The following is a 22199-nucleotide window of genomic DNA, read 5'->3' on the forward strand; positions in this document are numbered from 1 at the left end:
ATTAATAACTCTTAAATAACAATGATATGAATAAGAAAGAACTTGCTGCATATAACGCAAGAAAATTAGAAAATATGAATAAAGCAAAACAGCTAATAAAGCATCCTTTCATAGAAAAAGAAGGGTTTGTTATTCAGGTAGAATGTACCGAAAAAGAACATTCTGCTTACTGTGCAAAATTAGGATTTAGCGGGATGTACTCCGATAAATCCGGAAAAGGATCCTTACTGAACTTTTATCAATACAAATAAGATTATGGGAACTTACTCAATTATTTATCTTAGAAAGCCTGAAATGGCAAAAGAAGTCAATGAGCTTCTGAAAGAAAAATACAATCTTGAATACGAGAAATATAACGGAATTGAATACGGTATTTTCTTTTCTCTGGAAATGTTTGATGAAGATTTAAGATTTATGAATGAAGACGAAGAAGGAAAAACCAATCTTCCTCATTATGAACGTCCGATTTCTAAAGAAACCTATTATTCATTATTGTTTGGAGCAGGAAATTGCTTTGGTGATATTGGAACATTTTGTGTCAAAATTTCCTGTGTTACTGAAGAAGATATAAAAACAATCAAAACTTTACAGGAATTTTCCAAAACTCCTGAATTTAAAAAGTATGTCAATTTTAGAAAATCTAAAAATCTTCGGAGATTGCTGAATACTGAATTATAACTTAGGTTAAGAAGCAATAGTAAATTATTTCCCATTGCTTTTTTATTTTTTTACAAAATCTTTCTGAAGAAGTTTTCTATCTATCGGGTGGCAAAAATGCAATTCCTCCCTTTGGTCGGAAACACATTTTTGTCTGAAATTGGAGCAATCCCATTTCTAAAACATTCCCGTACTTTTTCCTTGATATGTTTTTGAAAAGAGGTTGTGAGCTGATTTTATTGAAATTTGAATACCGATGAAACAGATAATTTATTTAATCGAATTATCTTTTAGCATCATTATGGCATTCCTCAACTCCATTGGATATTCAATGAAATACGTATGCGTTACACCTCCGGTAGTTACAACCAGCGTTCCGAAATTCAAAGCCTTTCCTAAAAAACTTTGGTGCTGGTACATTCCTTCGAGCTTGTTTAATGAGAGGTCGAAAAGTGTTTTGCCTAATATTCCTGTAGAAAATGTGAGATGGGTATCGGTAACATAAATTTTTGTGCTTCTGTTCTTCAGTAAACGGAGTAAGCCTCTGATGAAAAGATAAATAAGAAAAAGAGAAATAATACCAACTAAACCAAGCATATATTTATAACCTAACAATAAAAAAGAGATAACTCCTACAGAACCAATTATGATAAAGAAAACTGGAATTACATAGGAAATCCAATGGATTTTGGCTTCATAATTAATAGTTGGATTAAATCCCTCAGATTCAGCAAGTAAGTTTTTCATAAATTGTGTGTAAATTTTCGTCTAATTTAGTGAAAAAAGAAAACAGTAAAAAGCCAAAATGAGAAAATTAATGTGTCCCAATCCATAAAATTTTAGATGTCGGAAGAGGAATTCTGCATCGTTCCGGTAAACCTTGTCTTCTTATTTCTTACTTTCATCAAAAGTTGATTTCGGACGTTTGATGCTTTGTAAGGCGATTTTGTTCTGAGGAGCAGAATTTTGGGATTCCAATTCTGTTTGAAGAAAAGGCATTGTGTTTTTTATGGAAGACTTCCAGTTCGTTATCGGCTTGTTATAGCCATTTTTCCATTCGTTTCCGAGCCAACTCTCATATTTTTCTTTAATAAGATGGTCTAATTCGGGAACATAGCTTTCCAATGTTTTCGCATATTCTGTAAATTCGTCCAAAGAAGGAATAGTACCGGAACCCGGAATAGGTATTGCAACAGGAATTTCCGGAGGAGCATCGGGAGACAAATTTTGATTCTGTGGAGTTTCTCTTTTCTGTGGCAATTTTTCGGTAGTTTCCTTTTTTTTCGGAATTGGCTTTTGACTCCTTTTAGTCGTCGAACCTCCTTTGTCAGTTTCAGGCTTTTCAAAAGCGGATAACGTCGGTGCATATTCCCGAAGAATTTTATAATGTCCCGGAAGCCCGTTTTTAGATTGATATTGAATCATTCCCAGATTGCTAAGTTTTTGGCGTAAAGTAATAATGGTGGGTCTTGTGATTTTCAGCCGCTCGCAAATTTCGGTATCCGAAAGCTTGAAATCATTTTCCTCATTTTTTTTCCATATTTCCAACAAAAAAAGGTAGATGGAAGCTGCGACAGCTCCCAACGGTTCTTTTTCGTTATGTTGCCAAAACTGCCTGATTAATCCCGAATAATTCATTTTTTATGCAGAGCCATAAGTTGCATTGCTTTCTCTTTATCTATGATAATAAGATTTCCGTTCTGAATGATGGCATCATCCAGAATTCCGCTGGACTTTAGTTCCGCTGCTTTCGAGCGGGAACAGCCCAGCATTCTGGCTAACCCTTTAAGCCCATATTCATACTTTTTTTCAGAAACAGCGGTTCTTTGTAATTTCAGAAATTCCTCAACAGTCAACTCAAGCAGTGGTTTTTTCGGATCGATATTCATAGTATTTTTTGTTTTTATAAAAAGTATTCAGGCAATTTCTTTGAACTCTTATTTTTTGAACTCATAATTATTTTCAGAATCTTTGACAATCAATCCTTTCTCACGCATAAATTTAATATAGCTCTTTGCCGTTCGGTCTTTGACCGCCATCATATTTTGGAGCTTCTCACATAATCCGGCATAGGTATAATGCTTTTGCTGTGAAAATAGAGTCCGGGCAATATTTGCAAGTTCGATCTCTTTTCGTTTCTCTTTTTCTTCTTTGGTCTTCTCTCCGATAAAAACGTGCATTCCTTTTTCTTTATCCCACGAAAACTGTATAAGTGGAACATCCAAAGGACTTCCGTCCCTTACTTTCAGTGCCTTTACAACAGAGATTTGAGGATCATCATCTTTTTCAATGGATAAAATGGCAGCTGCTTTTCTTTGAAGCTCGCTTCCGAGATGTCCCCGAAGCTTTAATCCGTTGGGTGTGAAATGAAGTACTCCGATTATACAGGTTTTATAAATTCCAGCCATACGGTAGAGCTCATCAATTAAGGCAATGCTTTCTCCTTCATCATTCGCACAGCGTATCAAATCAGCTATTCCGTCTATTACCACCATATGAATTCCTGAAAATTGGTAATAAAATTTATCCATACTCTGCAATATTGCCTGCAACCGTTCTTTTCTTGACATACCGGCTAAACAGTAAGCTTTGAAATATCCTGGCATATTTTCTCTTCCGGAACGTTTCAGGATGCCTGAAATATTTTTGTACAGCTGGGTTTCGGACTGTTCGGTATCGTAAAGCAAGACGGCTTTTCCTTCAGTATTGGGAAGGATATTACTTCCTAAAGTATCTATATAGTCATCCTGACGTAATGTTCCGGCAATCAGGCTTCCTACATAATTACTTTTTCCTGTGCCTTCACCTCCCGTAAGTCCCATTAAATTCCCTTGTGTTCCCAATGGAACATCATTAATGGAAATCAGCGTTTGCGATTGTAAGGGAGGCTGTGTAAAGTCGATTTCGCAAGGTTTCAGTATCGCCATAGTTTCATTATATAATTGGTCTAAAAATTCAAGGAATAATTGATTAAAGTCATTTTTGGTATTTCCCATTCTGAAATAATCGGAAATATCCTTTTCCTGTTTAGCTCCCGAAAGAGGAAGTCTCAAACGGTTTACTCCGAAACCGGATAGTTGTTTCTGATGCTTGATTGAAGCCTCCAATCCTGTTTTATCCACATCATATAAAATCAGAATGTGTTTGAAACGGTAGGAAAGCTTTTTAATCAGGCTTTCAGGTATTGAGCTTGTTTCACTGTTGAAGCAAATCGCATAAAATCCTTTGGAAGCCAATGACAATACATCCTTTTCTCCTCCGGTAATAAACAGGGTGTTTCCTTTGGCGGGCAATTGTTCCAATCCAAAACAATACGATTCAGGCAGATTTCCACCGTACAGGAAACGGATTTGGGAAAATGGACGGTAAATTTTCACATATTTTTTACCGAAATACCCAAATATAGGTTCTTCTGTCGAAGATTGTATGGTAAAAGGTTTTGAATCTTTATTTTCACTCGTGAACTCTTCTAATGAAACCACTTTGTATAATTTCAGGATTTCACGGGTAATGCTATATTGTTTCCAAAACTCAATTTCTTTCAGTGTAAAGCTACGCTCAAATACGGAATAAGGTTTAGGATGATATGGTTGTTCCTTTATTATGTTTTCCTTTTTGCTCTCTGCTTTTGCTCTTGAAGAATATCTGTTTTGGGGCAAAATATATCCGTTTTCCAGTCCCAAATTCATTTCTTCATTGATCTGTTTCAGTATTTCTGTAAAATCTTTAGTACAGTCCAGGTTTTTAATTTTTCCTACAATTGAAAAACAATCTCCGGCATAATCAGGAGTCCCAAAATCCTTCATACGATACATACCACTTCGCCGGTCAAAGTAGATGTTGCAGGAAGCTTTGGTATCATCATAAAAAGGATTTTTAAAATTTCTGCCTACGCGCCAATCTCCCGGAAGGTAGTGTTTGAAAATATCCAGTCCGTCACGGGTGCAGCTGAGCACTTTGTTTTTGTCTAACATTCTTTTGGTGGTTTAGAATCAGGTCTTGTAAGCATTCTTCGCTCCGGCGGATCAGGTTTTCCTGTAACATCCTTTTAATTTCGCTGATCTTGTAATAATTTTTTCCCCTTATTCGGGAATAGTTGATTTTGTTTTCACTGCGTAATCTTTGCAGAGTGCGGTCACTAATCTTCAAAAAGGTGCATACCTCATAGCTATCTACCCAACTGTCCTCATCATCATTTGTGTTTTGCTGGGAAATAACATAATCGAAAATTGTGTCCACTTTTGACATCAAGTTTTTAAAAGCTTGTGATTCAATAGTGATTACTTCCATTAGTTTTTTTAGGTTTATACACCAAAATTAGTGGTAGTAATCGTCAAATACCAATTGAAAGAAGGTCAATAACGGACAGGAAAAAGACAATAAAAGACAATTAATTTTATCCGAATAGTATAAGTCAAAAAAATAAATTTATGCTTGTTAACTTTTTTGACATCATCAGCAAAAAAGAAAGAATGTTTCTGATAGAATTAAATTCAGGCTCATAAGGGCAGGTGCAAGGTGCAAGTATTATATAATACTTGCACCTTGCACCAGTCCCAAATGCTGATGAATAAAGGATTGGTGTTTTGAAAAATTTTGGTTAAATTTGCACTATGAGTGGTTTGCAGACAAAAAGTGGACACACAATAGGTCAAAATAGCGCAGGAAAAGCTCTAAATCGTACCCCTCGATTGAAAACACATCCGTTTAATGTTGAATATTAGCTGGTTATGTTTTATTTAGTAATTTTAAATTAAAAATACATAAAAAGTAACCTAAGTAACCCAATTTCAGCAAAAAGATTTTTTTGTTTTTTGAGTTTATGAAAAAAGGGATTCAAACGAAGATAGTAACGCAATAAGGAGAAGCATTGGTTCTCCTTTGCTTTGCTATTCGCTTATGTTTCCAGTTTTTTATTTTGAGGATTTTACCATTTTTATTTTGGTCAAATTTGGTTACTTTCCTTACTTGGTGTAATTCGGTGTTGACTTAAGAAATAAAGTGTAAGATTTAAGTATTTTACGAGTTTGGAAAGTAAGGAAAAGTAAGGGGGTTTTAGTAATGATTTTAATAGCTTTATGAGTTCCTTTAGTGGATTTTTCCAATCTTTAACCACGTGTTTTCTTGTCTTATGTAGATATTTATCTACTAAGTTTTTGAGTTTCCGTATTTGCTGATCCATTTGTATAAGGTTGTTTTGGGGATTCGGTAACGTTCTATGACCTGATTTTTGGTCATTTCTTCTGTAGAAATCTGTTCCAAAATAAAGTCAATAACTTCTTTGGTGTAAATATTTTTTCTAAATTGGGGAGCAGATGTTTTATTTTCAAATAAACCTTTTGAAGAAGAAGAAGAAGGCGGAGAATATAAAATCAAATGTTGACTGTATAACCTAAAAAAATCATACTCCAAAAGCTTACTCCATTTTAAAAGTAAATCGGTAGATAGATGCTCTTCTTTATACATTTCTTTGATTTCTGCTTCTGTTGCTTTCATAAAATTACAGATGCGGGATATTTCTATCCCGCTTTCTGTAACAAGTTGATTGATTAAAGAGCCTATATGGATTTCTTTGAAATTCACTTTTTAATAATTTTTATCATCATCTTGTTATTCTCTAATATTAATTTATACTAAAGTTTAATAGTTAGTGTGTCATTCGGGAATTTTAAGAGATTTAGTATTGTATTTCTTTTCACGAAACTAAGATAAGAAACTGCATAAAATTTCGTTATTCATTTTTTAAAGACATAACAATGTTGAATCAAAAAAATTAGCGATAGTTACGGCGTGAAATAAAATTTTTCTGAATTATAAAATATAAATAAGTTAATTATTTAAATTTAAGATTATATTATATAGTATATTAAATACATTATTGGTTAAATTCTATAATCAGTTGGTTTAATGCTCTGAACTCAGCGGCTATACCTCCTGGAGAAAATGTAGTAACATCGCAGGGAGCATCATTCCATTTGAGTTTCAATCCGTCCATACCACTACTCATTCCGTTTGCCCAAATATGTGTACACCCCTCATTATTGCCAAGGTTATTGGGCTCATCCTGAATATTCGCATTACTTGCAAAGTTTTGCTGTACGGTTGTTGCGTTGCTCCAGTTGTGTTTAGAGTTTTCTCCAGTAATCCAATAAAATTCGATTGGGATCCCCGGAGCAGGCTGATTGGCTGGAGAATAAGACATATTGATAGCTTTGTTGTTTCCTATCCAGATGTTGTTTCTTAGATTACCATAACCACTATTAGAGCCGTTGATAATATTATTTCTTACAAAAGTTTCTTCGGCATCAGAAGTAATGGTTAACAAATACCCGTTTAAAGTTTTTCCTACATTATAGGCGGTTCCCCAATTGGCACCTCCTGTTCCTGGACTGCTACCACTGGTACCATTATTACCGCTTGTATAGACACAGTAGTAATGGCCGTTTCCTGCCGTCCACTGTGTACATCCTCTCTTTGTAAATGTTAGACCATCAACAACAACTGAGCTGGCGGCACTCGAAGCAATTCCATTCGGAGTATATCCTAGAATAGAAGGAATTACTCCATCTGATACTACATACGTTCTGGATCCTAATCCTGTTGGTTGCCATTTGTTGTCAGCCCAAAAGTAATATCCGGGTGCTACATCTGTTGCAGGGTTTGTGCTAGTAGTCTTTGTGTTGTATACCAACATCCCTTCTGTTGCAGGATTTACAAGTGGAGCCCAAACATTGGTAGCTGTTAGCTCTACCTGTGGGGCAAGAAATCCTTTGTCGGAAGACACTACATCCAACACGGCAGAGGTATGGGGAGATTCGATGCCTATGCCGACCTGCCCGAATGCTATGTTTGATACACAAACAAAAGCAAATATAGATTTGTATATTGATTTTTTCATAAATTTTTAATATTTAATAATTTAGTAAGCATCCTGAAATTCTACGATTACATCCTTGGCATTTGTTGCGGTTACACCATCTCTGTCAGCCCATTTTCTGGTTCCAGTTGACATTATATATGCAGCGCCATTTGCACTAACAATGCTTGGCATTCCAGTGTCAAAGTTTTGTTGTACCGTTGCTCCTCCAGCAACCTCCCAATTTACAGCCCATTGTTCCCCGGTAATCCATTTGTAGCGATATCTGTTGAAAGGGGTATCGTTGTTGTTTCCATCCAACGGAATGTAGCGGCTCTGGAATTTGTTGTAGCCCAGCCAAATATTAGTAGCTAAACTTTTAGCTGTAATGATGTTGGTCGTAATCCAGTTTCTTTCCGTATCGGATGTGATGGTAACCAAATAACCGCCTCTGTTTTGTGCAAAGTTATATGCTTGTGCCCATGTCCTATCACTGGAAGCTGTATAAGCACAGTAAGTATGGTCATTACCCCCAGCGCTTACAGACCATTTTACACAACCTTTTTTATTCCAGGTTGCACCACCATAACTAATGGTTCCAGTGGAGTTATCCGCAGTGATACCAGTATTGTTAGGTGTATATCCCAAAAGTTCTACATCTATTTTTTGTTGGAAGAGATAAGAGTTTGCAATTTTTCCCATGGGATTCCACTGGTTATTGTACCAGTAATAATGCCCTGGTGTTACATTGGTATTGGGATTAGGATTGGTTGTTGTACTGGTATTGTATACTAATAACCCGTCTTTTGGTGAAGTAATGGTTGCTACATCGGTAGCTGATAATGCTACATTGGGCAAAGACGCACCTTTATTGGCAGCATCCAGTTGCAACATTGCAGATGCAACTATTGCCGGAGGGGTTGCTGTATTGGTCATCTGAACCTGTGCAGATGTGCCTATGCCAAAAGCTATACTGAATACTATAGCAAGATATATGTTTTTCATAAGTTGCAATTTTAATTTTGATATTCTACAATAAGATATGATACCGGTTTGGTGTCGATAGTGGTATTGTTGCAATTGGTATCGTACCATAATCTGGTGCTGCTTTTTGATGTAGCTGATATATGAGCACAACCTTCCGTACCACCATTGTTATCAGGTTGGTTTACATCAAAGTTAAATTCAAAACTGGAATTTTTATAATACGGAGCTGTTGTTATTCCTGCACGTTCCCAGGCAACCATAGATACCTCTCCTGTAATCCATGTAAATTTCTGAGGATTTCCGGGATAGGTTATTTTGTTGAAGCCCAACCATACGTTATTTTGGTTTTGTGAAGGTAAAGAAGTAGAAAGAAGGTTGTTTTTTACAAAATCCCATTCCTCTGTGCTGGTAATTGTAGCCATGTAGCCATTCAGATTTTTGGCAATCGTGAAAGCTGTTGTCCAATTTGTACCAACAGCTGCATTTGTGGTGTTATCGGTAAGACTATATCCGCAAAATGAGTGATTGTTGCCTGTAGTAAATTTGTAGCATCCTGCTTTGGTCGCTTTTATATTGCCATAAACATATTCAGCAGGTGCTGTAGCCATGCTTCCTTCCGGCACGTACCCTAATGTTGATGTGCTGATATCTGTTATTGCATAGTTTTGGATTGTATTAGAGCTTTTCTGCCAAGGAATCCAACTCAAACCACTCCAGTAATAATATCCTTTGCCTATTGTTGCATTGGTATTATACACTAAAAGCCCTGGTTTCAAATCGGCTGTGATAGTAGTAGTAGTAATAGGAGTTCTGGAGGTAAGGGAAGTTAAAGCTACTCTGGGACCCAAAAATCCTTTGGTTTCGGCATGTACATCCAAAATGGATGAAGGATGGGGGAAATCATTTGGGATTGTAGTATCTGTCGATATAATCCCAACTGCTTTTCCTGTTTGTCCATATGAACAAACTGCTATCAGTAAAAGAGCTGATGTTAATATATTTTTTATCATGTTCAAAAATTTTAGGTTATTATTTAGATAACCTGTTGTGTATTATTAGCAAAGCATTAAATAAGTGTTAAAAACTAAACACTTTAAATTTTTGTTGTGTAATTAATTTGTCCTTGTCAAGAGAAACGACGAAGCAATCCGTTGTACTTAATTAGGGCTTGCTTCCTTTCGCTCGCAAGGACGGGCGGTGGGCGGATTCTGCCCGCAATTAAAAATTTGACATTTTTATAAACAGATGGGGAATCAGTGGTTTCTTGCTGATGGTAAGCAAAGAAGAGCTGTTTTATAGTTTCGGAAGGTGATACAGATAGTTTAATGTTGTGATTGGAAGAGGGCGAAAAGGCAGAAGCGTAATTGGTATTAAAATGTATAAACTGCTGTGGGTTGCCGTCCTTTATGTATATTTTGTATTTTTTTTGTTGGTTTTCTTCCTTATGTACTTTATTGTTTTGTGTTTTTTCTTTTTTCGGTTTGGGTGTATTTTTGGCGTATTGTTTTACGTTTTTGGAAGTTTTTTGGATATATACAATTTTGGTACTTCCAAGCTCTTCCAACCCAGAAACGGAGGTTCCTTCTAAAATAAAGATTTTGCTTTTTTCTATAGTAGATATTGTTGTTCTTTCAATATCTATATCACTAGATACTTCTCCCACAACTGTTGTTCCACTCGCAATAAATAGTTTGGTGGGTGTTATCAGTTTCTGTGTTAGGGTAGCATCTTGCGATACATATAAAATAGCGTCACCAGTAGTATAAATCTGCGCATAAGAGAATAGAGAAAAAAGAGAACACAAAAACACCAAAAGGGTATTACAACCCTTTCGGATAAATGTTTTTATGTAGAAACTCTTTTTCATCGGTTTTGGTTGGTTGAAATAGTCTGCTTTAGACTATTATTTTATCTTATTGTATTGTAATACAATATTATTTAAGATGTAAGTAATTGAAATTGGTTTTATTTAAAAGAAAAATGCAAAAACATTAAATCAAATTATTTTAATTTAAAACACTATTGCATAAATGTTTGGAGTTATCAAGAAAAGAATTATCTTTGCTTCGAAAGTAGTCTAAAGCAGACTACTTTTATTATCTTAAATTCGTTGAGAAATAACACGATTAAAACTCAACGAAATGACATTTGAATTCTTTTTGCCTGAAAAAGGTATTGTAAAAAACATCCACTTAAACCTTACCGACCAACAACAAAACAGAACCTATACTTTTCGTACACAATTAAGAATTTCTGAAAAAGATTGGGACAAAAACAAACAACGTCCTTCGAATATCTATCTGAAAAAGTATAAAAAACTAAATAGTACACTCGATATCCTAAAAATAGAATTAGCTGAAAGTATTCGATTCAAACGCGAAGAAAACAAACAATTACCTCAAAGATCTATATCTAAAAAAATAAAAGATATTTGTTCTAAACAAAAGAAAAAACTTCCTGAAAATTCATTACTCTTTTATATGAAGTGGTATATTGAAACAAAAAAGGAACTCATCTGCAATTCCACATATAAACGATATAAAGTATTTTATCACCTGATGGAACGTTTCGAGGGTTTTGTCTGTAAAAAACTTTATGTAGAAGAAATCAATTCGGATTTCATTCGGGAATTTATGATTTTCGGGAAAGAGGAAGAATACAGTGAGAATACGATCTATAGAACCATTCATTTTGTAAAGACAATCTTGAATTTTGCAGAGCGAAAAAGCATAAGAACTTGTGTAAGAGAGCTGGAACTTCGACGAGAAAAACAAAGAAAAGAAATCATTACGCTTACCACCTATACAATGAAAAAATAAAACAAATTGGGCAATATGCAGGTATTAATGAAAAAATAAAAGCAAGAAAACGTATTGGTTTCAGAACCAGAAATGTTGAAGTTCAAAAATATGAGGTAATAACCAGTCATATCGGAAGACGTAGCTTTGCTACCAATTTCTATGGAAAAATCCCTACTCCCTTATTAATGGAAGCTACCGGACACAGTACGGAACAGATGTTTTTACGGTACATTAATCCTACTAATAATGAGAGAATTCTTGCTTTGGGAGATTATTTTGATAGAGTGTATGAGGAAAGAATGGCGGTATGAGGAATCAGAATTTAAGAATGAAATAGAAAAAGAGTGGAAAAATTATTTTTTTTACTGGCAGATTTACTGGATTAAAAATACCTTCACCAATCACAATTATAAAAACCAGCGACAATCAAGCGACATTCTTTTTACATTTTATTAGATAAAACGGATAGTTTTCTTGTACCTCGATAATTTCATATAAACCGTATTTTCCAAATTCTTCTTCTATGATTTCTTTGTCGTAAAAGAAAATTTTAACTCCTCCAAACATTTCAAATCTGTCTTTACTAATGTAAGTTCCTTGTCCATACGTTTGAGCTTCCTTTGTTATTGAAGAAGCAAATATAAATTTCTTCATTTCAATTAGTTAAACTTATATCAGGTTTCTTTTTATTTCAAAGTCTTTATTTTTCTTCTAAAATTTTCAGTAGCTGTTGGTTCAAATATAATTTTTCTTTTCCCACTTTTACTGATTTCAAAAATCCGTTTTCTTCCAATATTATCAAATAATTTCCTACAGTCTTTAAACTTCCAATGTTTTCATCAATCAAGTGTTGACGTTTTGTGTAAGGCAAACGGAATAAAATTTCAATTAAGTCTTTGGAATAAATTTTTGGTAATTTCGTTTTGATTTCGTTTGCTGTTTTTTCCATTGCTGTTGTAATTTTATTTAGTCGCTCTAAACCTTTTAATGAAGTTTCTTCAATCATATCCAACATATACAAAATGAAATTTTCCCACTCATTATTTTCAGTTACCTTTCGCAAACGGTTGTAGTATTCTGCCTTGTTTTTTATAATGTACTCGCTCAAATAAATTGCAGGTGTATCCAACAAGCCCGAAAGCTTGAGATACAACAACAGTAAAATTCTTCCCGTTCTTCCGTTGCCATCTGAAAATGGATGAATGGCTTCAAATTGATAGTGCATTAATGCCATTTTGATAAGTGGATCTATACTGTCGTTTTCGTTGATGAACTTTTCCAGACTAGCTAACTTCTCACGAATAATAGCTTCGCCACTTGGTGGTGTATAAATCACTTCACCTTTTGTGTTACTCAAGGTAGTGCCTGGCGTATTGCGAATAGAAGCCGAATTTTGTTTAATACACTGAACTATACTTACGCAAAGATTTGTTGTAATGAATGGCTTTTTTTTGAGTTGTTCTAAACCTAACCAAAGTGCCTCTTTATAACTCAAAACTTCTTTAGTAGCAGAATTATCATTTTTTTTGTCAGCAACCAAGGATTTGTAAAGTTCATCGGTTGTCGTAATAATATTTTCTACCTCCGAACTTGCCTTTGCCTCTTGCAAATAAATAGTGTCTAAAAACAAAGTAGGATTTGGTAAGTTCAACAAAGTTCCTTTCAGTTGAGCCAATGCTCTACCTGCTGAAATAGTTTTGCGAAGTATTTCTTTTGTTTCTATGTCTACCTTTGGTGGAAGCAAAGGCAAGTCGTTATACGGTATTTTTCGGTCAAATTTTCTCATATTGTTCAAGTGTAAGTTTTACTCTCGTCTTTAATACGAGGGTAAAAATACAAAAAAATCGCTCTCGTTAGTGTAATGCAGGTAAAAATTACTCTCGTTCAATTTGTACAGTTGGTAGAATGTGTAGCGCCATAATCAAAAATTTCTGTCAGCTTACAATGTCTAATAGTTATTGATTAGAAAGAATGATTCTGACTTTATCTTATTACTATAGCATAACGCTCTGTTACAATGATCACCAACAAGTTGCAAACAGAAATATTTTCCAACAAATTAACTAAATTAAAAATACCTTCAACGAGCAGGATTGTAAAAAATAACAGTAATTAAATGGTATTCTTTTTACATTTTATTATATAAAACGGATAATTTCCAGTTATACCTGTCACATCAACAACCCTAAATTTCCGCTTGTAGAGAACAACAGTTATTTACTACCCAAGTTTACAGCAAAGGGTTATCTATCTTTCTGATAAATACGGCTGCCTTTTAGAGGTTTTTCGCAATCTAAAAGATTATGATTTGCACCTTCTCTACACCATTCCTACTTTCGGTACGAAACGCATTTTGCACCTGCAACGGATAACAACAATGTCTGTTTTAATTCCTTATTCACTAATAAATTCAGAAGTGGTCAAATGTTCCCCAAAATGATGAACAATTTCATTCAAAACATAATCTTGTTGTTTTCTATTAAAAGCCGAAGTCGCATCTGAAATTATAAAAGTGTTATAACCTTTGTCGTGAGCATCACGCAAAGTACTTTCCACGCAAACGTGCGTAGCATAACCGACTAAATAAAGGTTTTCGATTTTATTGTTACGCAAATAAGCATCTAAATTGGAGCCTGTAAATCCACTTGCTCCTATTCTTCCAGTAACAATAAATTCGCCTTCTATCGGTTTTACGGTTTCATAAAACTGCGAACCAAATTCGTTTACCGGAAAAGTCCCTGCATTTGGAATAGCTTTTCTCAAACCACTTTTACCGTTGGCTAATTCAGGATAACCTTTTTCAAAACGTAAACCAACGTGAACAACTTCTATTCCGTTTTTTTGAGCGTATTCCAACGCCTTTTCAATATTGTCAATGGAAGTCTGCATCATTTCCCTGTCCTTTACCAAAGCTTTATTGAGTTTTCCATCTTTATGCATCCATTCGTTTTGTGTTTCAATAAGGATTAAAGCTGATTTTCCTCGTTTTTGTGCATTTGTTTTACTTGCCATTGTCATAACTGTTAGAATTAATAAAAAGAAATTTTTCATTTTAAAATTGAATTTAATTATCAATAATTGTAAATAATTTACAATTGCAAAAAAAAGACTTAAAGTTTATATTTGCAACAATTAATGTAAATAAATTACAAAATGAGCAAAAGCGGAACAAAAAAAGATGTATCATTTGACTTCGATTTCTTAGACAAATTGGTCGTAGGAATTGGAGAAGTCGCCCAAATTACAGGCATTCCGACAAGACAAATAAGATATTGGGAAGACAAAGAAATTATCACAAGTCTAACCGAAGAAGAAGGAAAAAACAGGCGATACGACTATAAGAACATCAAAAAAATGTTACTTATCAAAGAACTTTTGGACGAAGGTTATACCTTGGATGCTTCTTCTGAAAAAGTGCAAAAACGCATGGAACTGATTGAAGAAACCCTAACAAAACTAAAAAATGACAGCATTTAATTTTATACCTTTACTGCTCAACTATACAATACCCAATGCCATATGTCAATCACAAGAGAAGAAGAATTAACAGGGATGAAAAAGGCGAGTGAAGCAGTTGCTTTGACGCTAAAAGAAATGCAACATTTTGTACAACCCGGAATGACCACAAAAGAATTGGATGAATATGGTGCGAAAATACTTTCCAGTTTCGGAGCTAAATCTGCACCTCATCTTACTTACGGTTTTCCTGGTTGGACCTGCATCAGTGTTGACAACGAATTTTGCCACGGTATTCCATCGGACAAACGGATATTACAAGAAGGCGATTTGATCAATATCGATGTTTCAGCCGAACTGGATGGTTTTTGGGCGGACAATGGAGCTTCGTTTGTTATCGGTAATGACATACATCAACATCAGCAATTGGTGAACGCATCAAAAGAAATTTTGCAAAAAGCTATTAACAATATTAAAGGTGGAATTAAGATTGCCGATATAGGGCACATAATGGAAACCGAAGCGAAAAAGAGAGGGTTTAAGGTTATTAAAAATCTGGGCGGACACGGTATTGGCAGAAGTCTGCACGAAGAGCCTGATGAATTAATGAACTATAGAAACCGATTTGACCAAAGACGATTTAAGAAAAACTCGGTTGTAGCGATTGAAACCTTTATTTCCACAGCTTCTACCTATGCAGCGGAATTAAATGACGGCTGGACAATGGTCGGAAACAAAGGCGGTTTTATGGCACAACACGAACATACCATTGTTGTGACAGACGGAAAACCGATGATACTAACTGAGATGAATGGAATTTGGAACTAACAACTATACCTGAATTCATAAATCAGCTTCGAATGAATAATTAAAATTGTAAAACCATTTAAAACAAGTATAAAATGAAGAAAATAGCTTTATTATCATTGGGTTTATTTACCTTGGTTGCCTGCAACAACAATCAGAAAAACGGTTCATCCGAAAATATAGATGAGCAAAAAACAACCCAGCAACCCATTGGAGGCGAAAAAGATGACCACAGCTGTCTTGTTGGCGCAGGTGAAACGTGGAGTGAACTAAAACAAAACTGCATACAGGTCTTTAACGTAGGACAGCGGTTAAATCCCACAGAACCAAAAGAAGGAGAAGCTGTAATGAGTGCATTTGTTTTACTTAATGAGGACAGCTCAAAAGTTGAATTGTTTTTGCCTGGTAATGAAAAGCAGACGGTTGTTTTAGATAAATCGGAAGGAGATGTTTTTCAGAACGATGTGTATAAATTCGATGCGAAAGAAACAGCACTATACATCAACGGAGAAAAGCAATATCATGCTCAAAACTAAATAATTTAGAGCATTTTTAAGTTGTATTCGTACTGTTTTTATTTCGGGAAAAGATATACTGGAAAAGAAAATCAATACTATAATAGGGTGGAAATCGGATAATCGTGAACATATCCATTTTTTTATTTCTATTTTTGCCATTGAATTTTAATAAATCAACGTAATGAACGAACTAATCGAAAAAATCAGTGCTTCATTTGAAGCATTAAAAGCCGATGCAGAATTGCAAGCTGAAAAAGGCAACAAAGCAGCCGGAACAAGAGCCCGTAAAGCATCACTTGAACTGGAGAAACTATTAAAAGAGTTCAGAAAAGCATCTTTGGAAGCTTCAAAAAGCTAAAAATAAAACCCTCTGAACTTTAGAGGGTTTTATTACTATTTTCTACTCGAATATCTCAATACCAAATAGCCTAAAATCCCTGCTATAAGCGAGGTTACTAATACCGATAATTTAGCTTCCTCTATAAAAATAGGATTATCGAAAGAGAGCATTGATATAAAAATAGACATCGTAAACCCTATACCCGCTACCAAGCCCAAACCTATCATGTGAATAAGGGTACTGTTGGCTGGCAACTGCCCAATGCCAAATTTGGAACATAAAAAAGAGGTGATCACAATCCCTATAGGTTTTCCAAAAATTAATCCCAAAGAAATACCCAATCCCAAAGGAGAGGTCAGTCCTTCGATCATTTCGTGCTGAATAGTGATATTGGTATTTGCAAATGCAAAGATGGGAATAATCAGAAAATTAACAGGTTTTACAAGAGCGTGTTCCAATCTTTCCAATGGCGACTCCACAGCCGTATCGTTGGTAGGCAAAGTCATAGCTACCAATACTCCTGCAATTGTAGCATGAATACCCGAATGATGCACAAAATACCATATAAAAACACCTGGAATTAAGTATAAATAAGGATTTTTCACCCTTAGCCTATTCATCAATACAAGCACTATCATTCCCACTCCAGCATACATCAAATAATCATACTCAATTCCAGATGAGTAAAAAACGGCGATTACTAAAATGGCTATCAAATCATCTACAATTGCTAAGGCAGCTAAAAAGATCTTTAAACTAGCGGGTATTCGTTTATCTAAAAGAGAAATGACGGCTAAATAAAGCAAAAGCAATATCAGTAGCCATCGGTATTCCCCATCCTCCAGAGGTTTCGCTGCCCGAATTAAAAAACATATAAATCAGTGCTGGTACCACCGCACCACCTATAGCGGCTATTATCGGTAGCATTGCTTTTTTGGGAGAAGATAGTTCGCCTTCTACCATTTCCCGTTTTATTTCTAGCCCTACCAAAAGAAAAAACACAGCCATCAAGCCATCATTGATCCACATACTGATGGAATAACGAAGATGTATGCCATAGCTTTCAAAACCCAATTTGGTATCCTGTAAGTTTTGCAGCGGTATAGCCCAAGACGTATTGGCTACTATCAATGAAATGATGACACATACAAAAAGGAGAAAACCACCAAAATTACTCGATTTTACAAAGTTTTTGAAAACGTTTAAATTGATTATATTGGACATATATCTGACTTACTAATAAACAGCGCAATATACCAATATTAACCAGAAGAATGGAACTTTCGAAGGCAGAACATTCGGGACAGAAAAAGATAGTAGAAACAGCTATTTGACATTAAAAAATAAAAAAACGAAGGAAATTTCATTGCAATCGATGATTTGTAACAAAAAAAATATACATTTGTACGTATCAAAAAAGGAAATGGTGTTCTTCCTTGCCCAACCGCTTTAAAGAAGCTGATGACGCCTGATTAAATTAAATGTTTAACATTTTAATCAGGTTGGTTATGTCAATAAATAACAAAAAGTCATTCGGTCAAAAAATCAATTTATCAGCAAAAGTTTTTTTCAGACGTTATCCTGCTTTGCCCTATATTCTTAAATGGACATTGATCTGTTTATGTATCGGAGTATGTGTGGGAAGTGTTTCCGCAGGTTTTTTACAATCTTTGGATCGGGTTACTGATTTTCGCGAAAGCCATTTATGGTTGATTGCATTACTGCCGGTGGGCGGTTTCTTCATTGGGCTGCTTTATCATTACTTTGGCAAAGACGTTGAAGCAGGAAACAATCTGCTTATTGACACCATTCACGAACCAAAAAAAACTATTCCGTTCCGGATGGCACCGTTTGTGTATATCGGAACCATTGCCACACATTTTTTTGGCGGTTCGGCAGGACGTGAAGGCACTGCACTGCAAATGGCAGGTGCTATTGCCGACCAGTTCAGCAAACCTTTTCGGCTGATAGAAAGTGAACGCAAAATTTTAATTATCGCTGCTATCGCTGCAGGTTTCGGTTCTGTTTTCGGAACACCATTGGCTGGAGCCATTTTTGGCTTGGAAGTTTTTTTGATCGGACGGTTAAAATACAATGCTCTTTTTCCTGCCTTTGCGGCTTCTATTATTGCCGATTTGGTAACCAAACTATGGCAGACACATCATACACATTACCATATTAGCTTTATTCCCGACATTTCTTTTTTGAATATAATTTATGCCGTCATTGCAGGGATTATTTTTGGGCTATGTGCCGCCACGTTTAGCAAAGTGATACATCACACAGGAACTGTTTTCAAATCAAAAATCGCTTATCCTCCACTAAGGCCTTTATTGGGTGGTATCATCATAGCATTGGCAGTTTGGACAATAGGCACAACAAAATACATTGGTTTGGGCATCCCTACCATAGTTGCTTCTTTCGACCAACAATTGCCTGCTTATGATTTTGCTTTGAAAATGGCGTTTACCATTATCACCTTATCGGCAGGTTTTAAAGGCGGAGAAGTGACACCCTTGTTTTTTGTAGGAGCCGCATTGGGCAGTGCAATAAGTTTATTTATACCGTTGCCTACCGGACTTCTAGCAGGAATGGGGTTTGTTGCGGTTTTTGCAGGAGCGACCAATACACCTATTGCTTGCAGTATTATGGCAATTGAACTTTTTGGTGCCGAATGTGGCGTTTATGCCGCCATTGCCTGTATTGTTGCGTATCTGTTGTCTGGCCACAACAGCATTTACCGGACACAGATGATTGGCGAGCCTAAAAACCAAAGGTTTTCAAATTATCAGCGAAAGCGAATAAATGATCTCTAAAATGTGTGTTTTTTGAATGAACTATTTTAAAACAGGAATAACTTAAAATCAAACAATATGTCAGAACAATTAAAAGAAAACCAAACAAGCGAAGCGGTTTTAATCGTAAAACCATCAGATCTGGCAAGCGCATTGCCATTAACAGAACAGGATGCATTTCCCGAAGTATTTGCTACCTCAAGAATGATTGCCTTAATGGAATTGGCAGCCGCAAGGATGATGCAATCTCTTTTACAAGAAGGAGAATTGTCTGTTGGCGTTGGGGTAAATATTCTGCATACAGCTGCTACAACGGTAGATGAAGAAGTGAGAGCTTTGGCTACATTTGTAAAACAAGAAGGCAAGTTGTACCACTTCAATGTTGAAGTATTCGACAAAGGTGGTTCTGTTGGCAAAGGCGAACACACAAGAGCGATCGTAAGTGCAGAACGGCTAATAGGAAGTGCTAAAAAGAGATTAAACAAAGAACTTTAAATACAAAAGACGATGAAATTATTTGATGCCCATTTTCACATCATCAATCCTAAATTTCCGTTGGTAGAAAACAACGGTTATTTACCTCCCAAGTTTACCGCAGCGGATTATCTCACCACAACAAGCAGTTATGATATTGCAGGCGGAGCCATTGTATCGGGTTCGTTTCAGGCTTTTGACCAGGAATATTTGATAGATGCCCTGCAAACTTTAGGCAATAACTTTTTTGGTGTTGCCAATATTCCTGCAACAATCAAGGATGAAGAATTAGAACGGCTGAGCAATGCCAATATAGTTGCCGTGCGTTTCAATGTAAAACGGGGCGGTTCTGAAAAAATAGAACACATAGAAAAACTTTCCAACTACCTTTTCGAAAAATACGGATGGCATACCGAACTTTATATTGACAGCGTAGATTTAAGCAGACTGAAATCTGTTCTGCAAAATATTCCACAATTTTCTATCGACCATTTGGGATTATCAAAGGATGGACTTAAAGATTTATATTATTGGGTAGAAAAAGGCGTAAAGGTAAAAGCAACAGGTTTCGGACGAATTGATTTTGATCCCATCGAAGCAATGAAAACCATTTATCACATCAACCCAAAGGCATTAATGTTCGGTACGGACTTGCCTTCCACACGTGCCAAAATTCCGTTTTCAGACAAAGATGTACAACGGGTAAAGGAAAATTTTTCGGCAGATGAACTTGAAAATATCTTTTATAACAATGCTTTTGAATGGTATAGTAGGGTCGAAATCGGATAATCGTGAACATATCCATTTTTTTATTTCTATTTTTGCCATTGAATTTTAATAAATCAACGTAATGAACGAACTAATCGAAAAAATCAGTGCTTCATTTGAAGCATTAAAAGCCGATGCAGAATTGCAGGCTGAAAAAGGAAACAAAGCGGCCGGAACAAGAGCCCGTAAAACTTCCCTTGAACTGGAGAAACTATTAAAAGAGTTCAGAAAAGCATCTTTAGAAGCTTCAAAAAGCTAAAAAAAAACCCTCTTATCTATTTTTGAGGGGATTTTTTGTTATCGGAATTTTCTGTTTGCAATAATAAAGTATAGGCTCCAATCATAAAAAATCCGAAAAGTTCACCATCGATAAGCTTGCATAAAAGTTTATCTTTGTGATATTTTACAGACCGCCAAATGGGAAAGACAGAGCAGGACATAACGAGAAGCGAAGAAATTACCCAAACCTACTTTCGGTTTCTGGACAAACATATTGCGGATGTGGTTTCGGGTACTGTAAGTGATTTTATGGAAATCAACCAAATTGCGGAAGAACTTTTCCTCTCCCACAAACACCTGAGCGACACCGTTCAGAAAGAAACAGGTAATCATCCCTGTCATTTTTACGACCACAAAATTATTGATGAAGCAAAAAAAATGCTTTCCAAAACAGATAAATCCATTGCTGAAATAGCAAAAATACTCACCTACGACCCCTCCAATTTCTCCAAATTTTTCAAAAAGTTTGTTGGTCAAACACCAGGTCAATATCGCAAAGAAAATAAAAATTCCGAAAAGTTCACCACGAAATAAGCAGATCATCTCGCCATCTTTGTAGTATTAAATTGTAAATCAGTTAAAATCAAATAAAATGGCAAGAAACGATGTAAACGGAAAAGTAGTCTTAATTGCAGGTGGTGCAAAAAACTTAGGCGGATTATTAAGCCGCGATTTCGCAGCAAAAGGAGCAAAAGTAGCGATCCACTACAATAGCGATAGTACAAAAGCAGATGCTGAAAAAACATTGGCAGACATTGCCAATGCCGGTGGAGAAGCATTTTTGTTTCAGGCAGATCTGACCGATGTAAAGAACATCACCAAACTTTTTGATGCAGCCATCGAAAAATTCGGAGGAGTAGATATCGCCATCAATACTGTTGGGATGGTGCTGAAAAAACCATTTGCAGATACCACTGAGGAAGAGTATGACAAAATGAGTGATATTAACTCAAAAGTAGCCTATTTCTTTATTCAGGAAGCTGGTAAAAAACTAAATGATAACGGTAAAATCAATACCATTGTTACCTCATTATTGGCAGCATTCACCGGATATTATTCAACCTACGCAGGAGCAAAAGCACCGGTAGAACATTTTACCAGAGCCGCTTCTAAAGAATTTGGACACCGAGGAATTTCGGTAACAGCAGTAGCTCCGGGACCGATGGATACCCCGTTTTTCTACGGACAGGAAAGTGATGATGCCGTGGCTTATCACAAATCGGCATCTGATCTGGGTGGCTTGACAGACATCAAAGATATTGCTCCGTTGGTAGAATTTTTGGTAACTGACGGTTGGTGGGTTACCGGACAGACTATTTTTGCAAATGGTGGTTATGTAATCTTCCCCTTGTTAAGAACACTTAAAAGTAGAGTTTTTATTTAATATTATTGTATTATTATTTTGATTAATTTGAAATGTAGGAAAATCATTAGGATTTTTGACCTTACCATATTTCAATA

26 protein-coding genes, 1 pseudogene and 1 riboswitch are annotated in these 22199 nt (G+C 35.7%); of the genes and pseudogenes, 13 read left to right on the plus strand and 14 right to left on the minus strand.

Translation table 11 applies throughout. From position 1 onward, the window contains the following. The first annotated feature begins 26 nt into the window (after nt 1–26). A complete protein-coding gene (locus tag G0Q09_RS10340) occupies nt 27–251 on the plus strand; it encodes a hypothetical protein (RefSeq protein WP_219034805.1) in 225 nt (74 codons plus the stop codon). A gap of 43 nt (nt 252–294) precedes the next feature. Then, nucleotides 295–678, plus strand: coding sequence for a hypothetical protein (locus tag G0Q09_RS10345; protein ID WP_257468188.1), 384 nt, complete (start codon nt 295–297; stop codon nt 676–678). 249 nt (nt 679–927) lie between these two features. Here the strand turns inward: G0Q09_RS10345 and G0Q09_RS10350 are convergent, their stop codons facing one another. From G0Q09_RS10350 to G0Q09_RS10395, 10 genes are all read right to left on the minus strand, one after another. Beyond that, a complete protein-coding gene (locus G0Q09_RS10350; protein ID WP_219034807.1) occupies nt 928–1404 on the minus strand; it encodes a PH domain-containing protein in 477 nt (158 codons plus the stop codon). Between the two features lie 141 nt (nt 1405–1545). After that, nucleotides 1546–2295 (minus strand): hypothetical protein, encoded by a 750-nt coding sequence (locus tag G0Q09_RS10355; protein WP_219034808.1) that lies wholly within the window; start codon nt 2293–2295, stop codon nt 1546–1548. Then, nucleotides 2292–2546 (minus strand): DUF3853 family protein, encoded by a 255-nt coding sequence (locus G0Q09_RS10360; RefSeq protein ID WP_219034809.1) that lies wholly within the window; start codon nt 2544–2546, stop codon nt 2292–2294. The genes G0Q09_RS10355 and G0Q09_RS10360 overlap by 4 nt, the downstream gene beginning before the upstream one ends. A gap of 48 nt (nt 2547–2594) precedes the next feature. After that, a complete protein-coding gene (locus tag G0Q09_RS10365) occupies nt 2595–4631 on the minus strand; it encodes a toprim domain-containing protein (RefSeq protein ID WP_219034810.1) in 2037 nt (678 codons plus the stop codon). Beyond that, complete coding sequence (locus G0Q09_RS10370) at nt 4594–4947, minus strand: helix-turn-helix domain-containing protein (protein ID WP_219034811.1); 354 nt, start codon at nt 4945–4947, stop codon at nt 4594–4596. Before G0Q09_RS10370 ends, G0Q09_RS10365 begins: the two co-directional genes overlap by 38 nt. 858 nt (nt 4948–5805) lie before the next feature. After that, entirely contained in the window at nt 5806–6240 is a 435-nt protein-coding gene (locus G0Q09_RS10375) for a transposase (protein ID WP_219034812.1), read from the minus strand. Between the two features lie 292 nt (nt 6241–6532). After that, nucleotides 6533–7555, minus strand: coding sequence for a C-type lectin domain-containing protein (locus tag G0Q09_RS10380; protein WP_219034813.1), 1023 nt, complete (start codon nt 7553–7555; stop codon nt 6533–6535). Between the two features lie 21 nt (nt 7556–7576). After that, on the minus strand, nt 7577–8518 hold the full coding sequence (locus tag G0Q09_RS10385) for a C-type lectin domain-containing protein (RefSeq protein ID WP_219034814.1): 942 nt from the start codon (nt 8516–8518) through the stop codon (nt 7577–7579). 11 nt (nt 8519–8529) lie between these two features. After that, nucleotides 8530–9510: a C-type lectin domain-containing protein gene (locus tag G0Q09_RS10390; protein WP_219034815.1), complete on the minus strand. Its 981-nt coding sequence runs from the start codon at nt 9508–9510 to the stop codon at nt 8530–8532. A gap of 116 nt (nt 9511–9626) precedes the next feature. Then, complete coding sequence (locus G0Q09_RS10395) at nt 9627–10367, minus strand: hypothetical protein (protein WP_219034816.1); 741 nt, start codon at nt 10365–10367, stop codon at nt 9627–9629. A gap of 274 nt (nt 10368–10641) precedes the next feature. Between G0Q09_RS10395 and G0Q09_RS10400 the strand changes: the two genes are divergently transcribed. Further along, nucleotides 10642–11319 carry a phage integrase SAM-like domain-containing protein gene (locus G0Q09_RS10400; RefSeq protein WP_257468189.1) on the plus strand — a complete coding sequence of 226 codons (678 nt, stop codon included), beginning with the start codon at nt 10642–10644 and terminating at the stop codon, nt 11317–11319. 408 nt (nt 11320–11727) lie between these two features. Here G0Q09_RS10400 and G0Q09_RS10405 read toward each other — a convergent pair whose 3' ends face one another. The 3 genes from G0Q09_RS10405 to G0Q09_RS10415 all read right to left on the minus strand — a co-directional run bounded on the left by G0Q09_RS10405 (nt 11728) and on the right by G0Q09_RS10415 (nt 14352). After that, nucleotides 11728–11955, minus strand: coding sequence for a hypothetical protein (locus G0Q09_RS10405; protein WP_219034817.1), 228 nt, complete (start codon nt 11953–11955; stop codon nt 11728–11730). A 46-nt stretch (nt 11956–12001) separates the two neighbouring features. Continuing rightward, a complete protein-coding gene (locus G0Q09_RS10410; RefSeq protein WP_219034818.1) occupies nt 12002–13087 on the minus strand; it encodes a Fic family protein in 1086 nt (361 codons plus the stop codon). A gap of 608 nt (nt 13088–13695) precedes the next feature. Further along, entirely contained in the window at nt 13696–14352 is a 657-nt protein-coding gene (locus G0Q09_RS10415; protein ID WP_219034819.1) for a cysteine hydrolase family protein, read from the minus strand. Between the two features lie 102 nt (nt 14353–14454). On the opposite strand from G0Q09_RS10415, the gene G0Q09_RS10420 reads away from it, so the two are divergent. From G0Q09_RS10420 to G0Q09_RS10435, 4 genes are all read left to right on the plus strand, one after another. Further along, entirely contained in the window at nt 14455–14778 is a 324-nt protein-coding gene (locus G0Q09_RS10420; RefSeq protein WP_219034820.1) for a MerR family transcriptional regulator, read from the plus strand. 42 nt (nt 14779–14820) lie between these two features. Continuing rightward, nucleotides 14821–15585, plus strand: coding sequence for a type I methionyl aminopeptidase (gene map / locus G0Q09_RS10425; protein WP_219034821.1), 765 nt, complete (start codon nt 14821–14823; stop codon nt 15583–15585). 74 nt (nt 15586–15659) lie between these two features. Then, on the plus strand, nt 15660–16100 hold the full coding sequence (locus G0Q09_RS10430) for a hypothetical protein (protein ID WP_219034822.1): 441 nt from the start codon (nt 15660–15662) through the stop codon (nt 16098–16100). Between the two features lie 163 nt (nt 16101–16263). Continuing rightward, nucleotides 16264–16440: a BF3379 family histone-like protein gene (locus tag G0Q09_RS10435; RefSeq protein WP_219034823.1), complete on the plus strand. Its 177-nt coding sequence runs from the start codon at nt 16264–16266 to the stop codon at nt 16438–16440. Nucleotides 16441–16475: 35 nt separating this feature from the next. Here the strand turns inward: G0Q09_RS10435 and nhaA are convergent. Beyond that, nucleotides 16476–17646 (minus strand): annotated as a pseudogene (gene nhaA / locus G0Q09_RS10440) (Na+/H+ antiporter NhaA). A 186-nt stretch (nt 17647–17832) separates the two neighbouring features. Further along, nucleotides 17833–17900, plus strand: a riboswitch (Fluoride riboswitch). 30 nt (nt 17901–17930) lie between these two features. On the opposite strand from nhaA, the gene G0Q09_RS10445 reads away from it, so the two are divergent. The 6 genes from G0Q09_RS10445 (at nt 17931) to G0Q09_RS10470 (ending at nt 22122) form a co-directional block, all read left to right on the plus strand. Next, nucleotides 17931–19238, plus strand: coding sequence for a voltage-gated chloride channel family protein (locus tag G0Q09_RS10445; protein WP_219034824.1), 1308 nt, complete (start codon nt 17931–17933; stop codon nt 19236–19238). 57 nt (nt 19239–19295) lie between these two features. Further along, nucleotides 19296–19712: a thioesterase family protein gene (locus G0Q09_RS10450; protein ID WP_219034825.1), complete on the plus strand. Its 417-nt coding sequence runs from the start codon at nt 19296–19298 to the stop codon at nt 19710–19712. 12 nt (nt 19713–19724) lie between these two features. Then, entirely contained in the window at nt 19725–20480 is a 756-nt protein-coding gene (locus tag G0Q09_RS10455) for an amidohydrolase family protein (RefSeq protein ID WP_219034826.1), read from the plus strand. A 61-nt stretch (nt 20481–20541) separates the two neighbouring features. After that, the gene (locus G0Q09_RS10460; protein WP_219034827.1) at nt 20542–20718 is read left to right on the plus strand and encodes a BF3379 family histone-like protein; all 177 of its coding nucleotides are present in this window, start codon (nt 20542–20544) and stop codon (nt 20716–20718) included. A 158-nt stretch (nt 20719–20876) separates the two neighbouring features. Further along, nucleotides 20877–21272: a helix-turn-helix domain-containing protein gene (locus G0Q09_RS10465; protein ID WP_219034828.1), complete on the plus strand. Its 396-nt coding sequence runs from the start codon at nt 20877–20879 to the stop codon at nt 21270–21272. A 58-nt stretch (nt 21273–21330) separates the two neighbouring features. Then, nucleotides 21331–22122, plus strand: coding sequence for an SDR family oxidoreductase (locus G0Q09_RS10470; RefSeq protein WP_219034829.1), 792 nt, complete (start codon nt 21331–21333; stop codon nt 22120–22122). The last annotated feature ends 77 nt before the right edge of the window (nt 22123–22199 follow it).

The organism is Empedobacter falsenii, assembly GCF_019308355.1.
In the GTDB taxonomy this organism is placed as follows: Bacteria; Bacteroidota; Bacteroidia; order Flavobacteriales; family Weeksellaceae; genus Empedobacter; species Empedobacter falsenii_B.

Coding starts and splice junctions, on each gene's coding strand:
- G0Q09_RS10340 (WP_219034805.1), top strand. CDS start 27: ATGAATAAGAAAGAACTTGCTGCATATAACGCAAGAAAATTAGAAAAT.
- G0Q09_RS10345 (WP_257468188.1), top strand. CDS start 295: ATGGCAAAAGAAGTCAATGAGCTTCTGAAAGAAAAATACAATCTTGAA.
- G0Q09_RS10350 (WP_219034807.1), bottom strand. CDS start 1,404: ATGAAAAACTTACTTGCTGAATCTGAGGGATTTAATCCAACTATTAAT.
- G0Q09_RS10355 (WP_219034808.1), bottom strand. CDS start 2,295: ATGAATTATTCGGGATTAATCAGGCAGTTTTGGCAACATAACGAAAAA.
- G0Q09_RS10360 (WP_219034809.1), bottom strand. CDS start 2,546: ATGAATATCGATCCGAAAAAACCACTGCTTGAGTTGACTGTTGAGGAA.
- G0Q09_RS10365 (WP_219034810.1), bottom strand. CDS start 4,631: ATGTTAGACAAAAACAAAGTGCTCAGCTGCACCCGTGACGGACTGGAT.
- G0Q09_RS10370 (WP_219034811.1), bottom strand. CDS start 4,947: ATGGAAGTAATCACTATTGAATCACAAGCTTTTAAAAACTTGATGTCA.
- G0Q09_RS10380 (WP_219034813.1), bottom strand. CDS start 7,555: ATGAAAAAATCAATATACAAATCTATATTTGCTTTTGTTTGTGTATCA.
- G0Q09_RS10385 (WP_219034814.1), bottom strand. CDS start 8,518: ATGAAAAACATATATCTTGCTATAGTATTCAGTATAGCTTTTGGCATA.
- G0Q09_RS10390 (WP_219034815.1), bottom strand. CDS start 9,510: ATGATAAAAAATATATTAACATCAGCTCTTTTACTGATAGCAGTTTGT.
- G0Q09_RS10395 (WP_219034816.1), bottom strand. CDS start 10,367: ATGAAAAAGAGTTTCTACATAAAAACATTTATCCGAAAGGGTTGTAAT.
- G0Q09_RS10400 (WP_257468189.1), top strand. CDS start 10,642: ATGACATTTGAATTCTTTTTGCCTGAAAAAGGTATTGTAAAAAACATC.
- G0Q09_RS10405 (WP_219034817.1), bottom strand. CDS start 11,955: ATGAAGAAATTTATATTTGCTTCTTCAATAACAAAGGAAGCTCAAACG.
- G0Q09_RS10410 (WP_219034818.1), bottom strand. CDS start 13,087: ATGAGAAAATTTGACCGAAAAATACCGTATAACGACTTGCCTTTGCTT.
- G0Q09_RS10415 (WP_219034819.1), bottom strand. CDS start 14,352: ATGAAAAATTTCTTTTTATTAATTCTAACAGTTATGACAATGGCAAGT.
- G0Q09_RS10420 (WP_219034820.1), top strand. CDS start 14,455: ATGAGCAAAAGCGGAACAAAAAAAGATGTATCATTTGACTTCGATTTC.
- map (WP_219034821.1), top strand. CDS start 14,821: ATGTCAATCACAAGAGAAGAAGAATTAACAGGGATGAAAAAGGCGAGT.
- G0Q09_RS10430 (WP_219034822.1), top strand. CDS start 15,660: ATGAAGAAAATAGCTTTATTATCATTGGGTTTATTTACCTTGGTTGCC.
- G0Q09_RS10435 (WP_219034823.1), top strand. CDS start 16,264: ATGAACGAACTAATCGAAAAAATCAGTGCTTCATTTGAAGCATTAAAA.
- G0Q09_RS10445 (WP_219034824.1), top strand. CDS start 17,931: ATGTCAATAAATAACAAAAAGTCATTCGGTCAAAAAATCAATTTATCA.
- G0Q09_RS10450 (WP_219034825.1), top strand. CDS start 19,296: ATGTCAGAACAATTAAAAGAAAACCAAACAAGCGAAGCGGTTTTAATC.
- G0Q09_RS10455 (WP_219034826.1), top strand. CDS start 19,725: ATGAAATTATTTGATGCCCATTTTCACATCATCAATCCTAAATTTCCG.
- G0Q09_RS10460 (WP_219034827.1), top strand. CDS start 20,542: ATGAACGAACTAATCGAAAAAATCAGTGCTTCATTTGAAGCATTAAAA.
- G0Q09_RS10465 (WP_219034828.1), top strand. CDS start 20,877: ATGGGAAAGACAGAGCAGGACATAACGAGAAGCGAAGAAATTACCCAA.
- G0Q09_RS10470 (WP_219034829.1), top strand. CDS start 21,331: ATGGCAAGAAACGATGTAAACGGAAAAGTAGTCTTAATTGCAGGTGGT.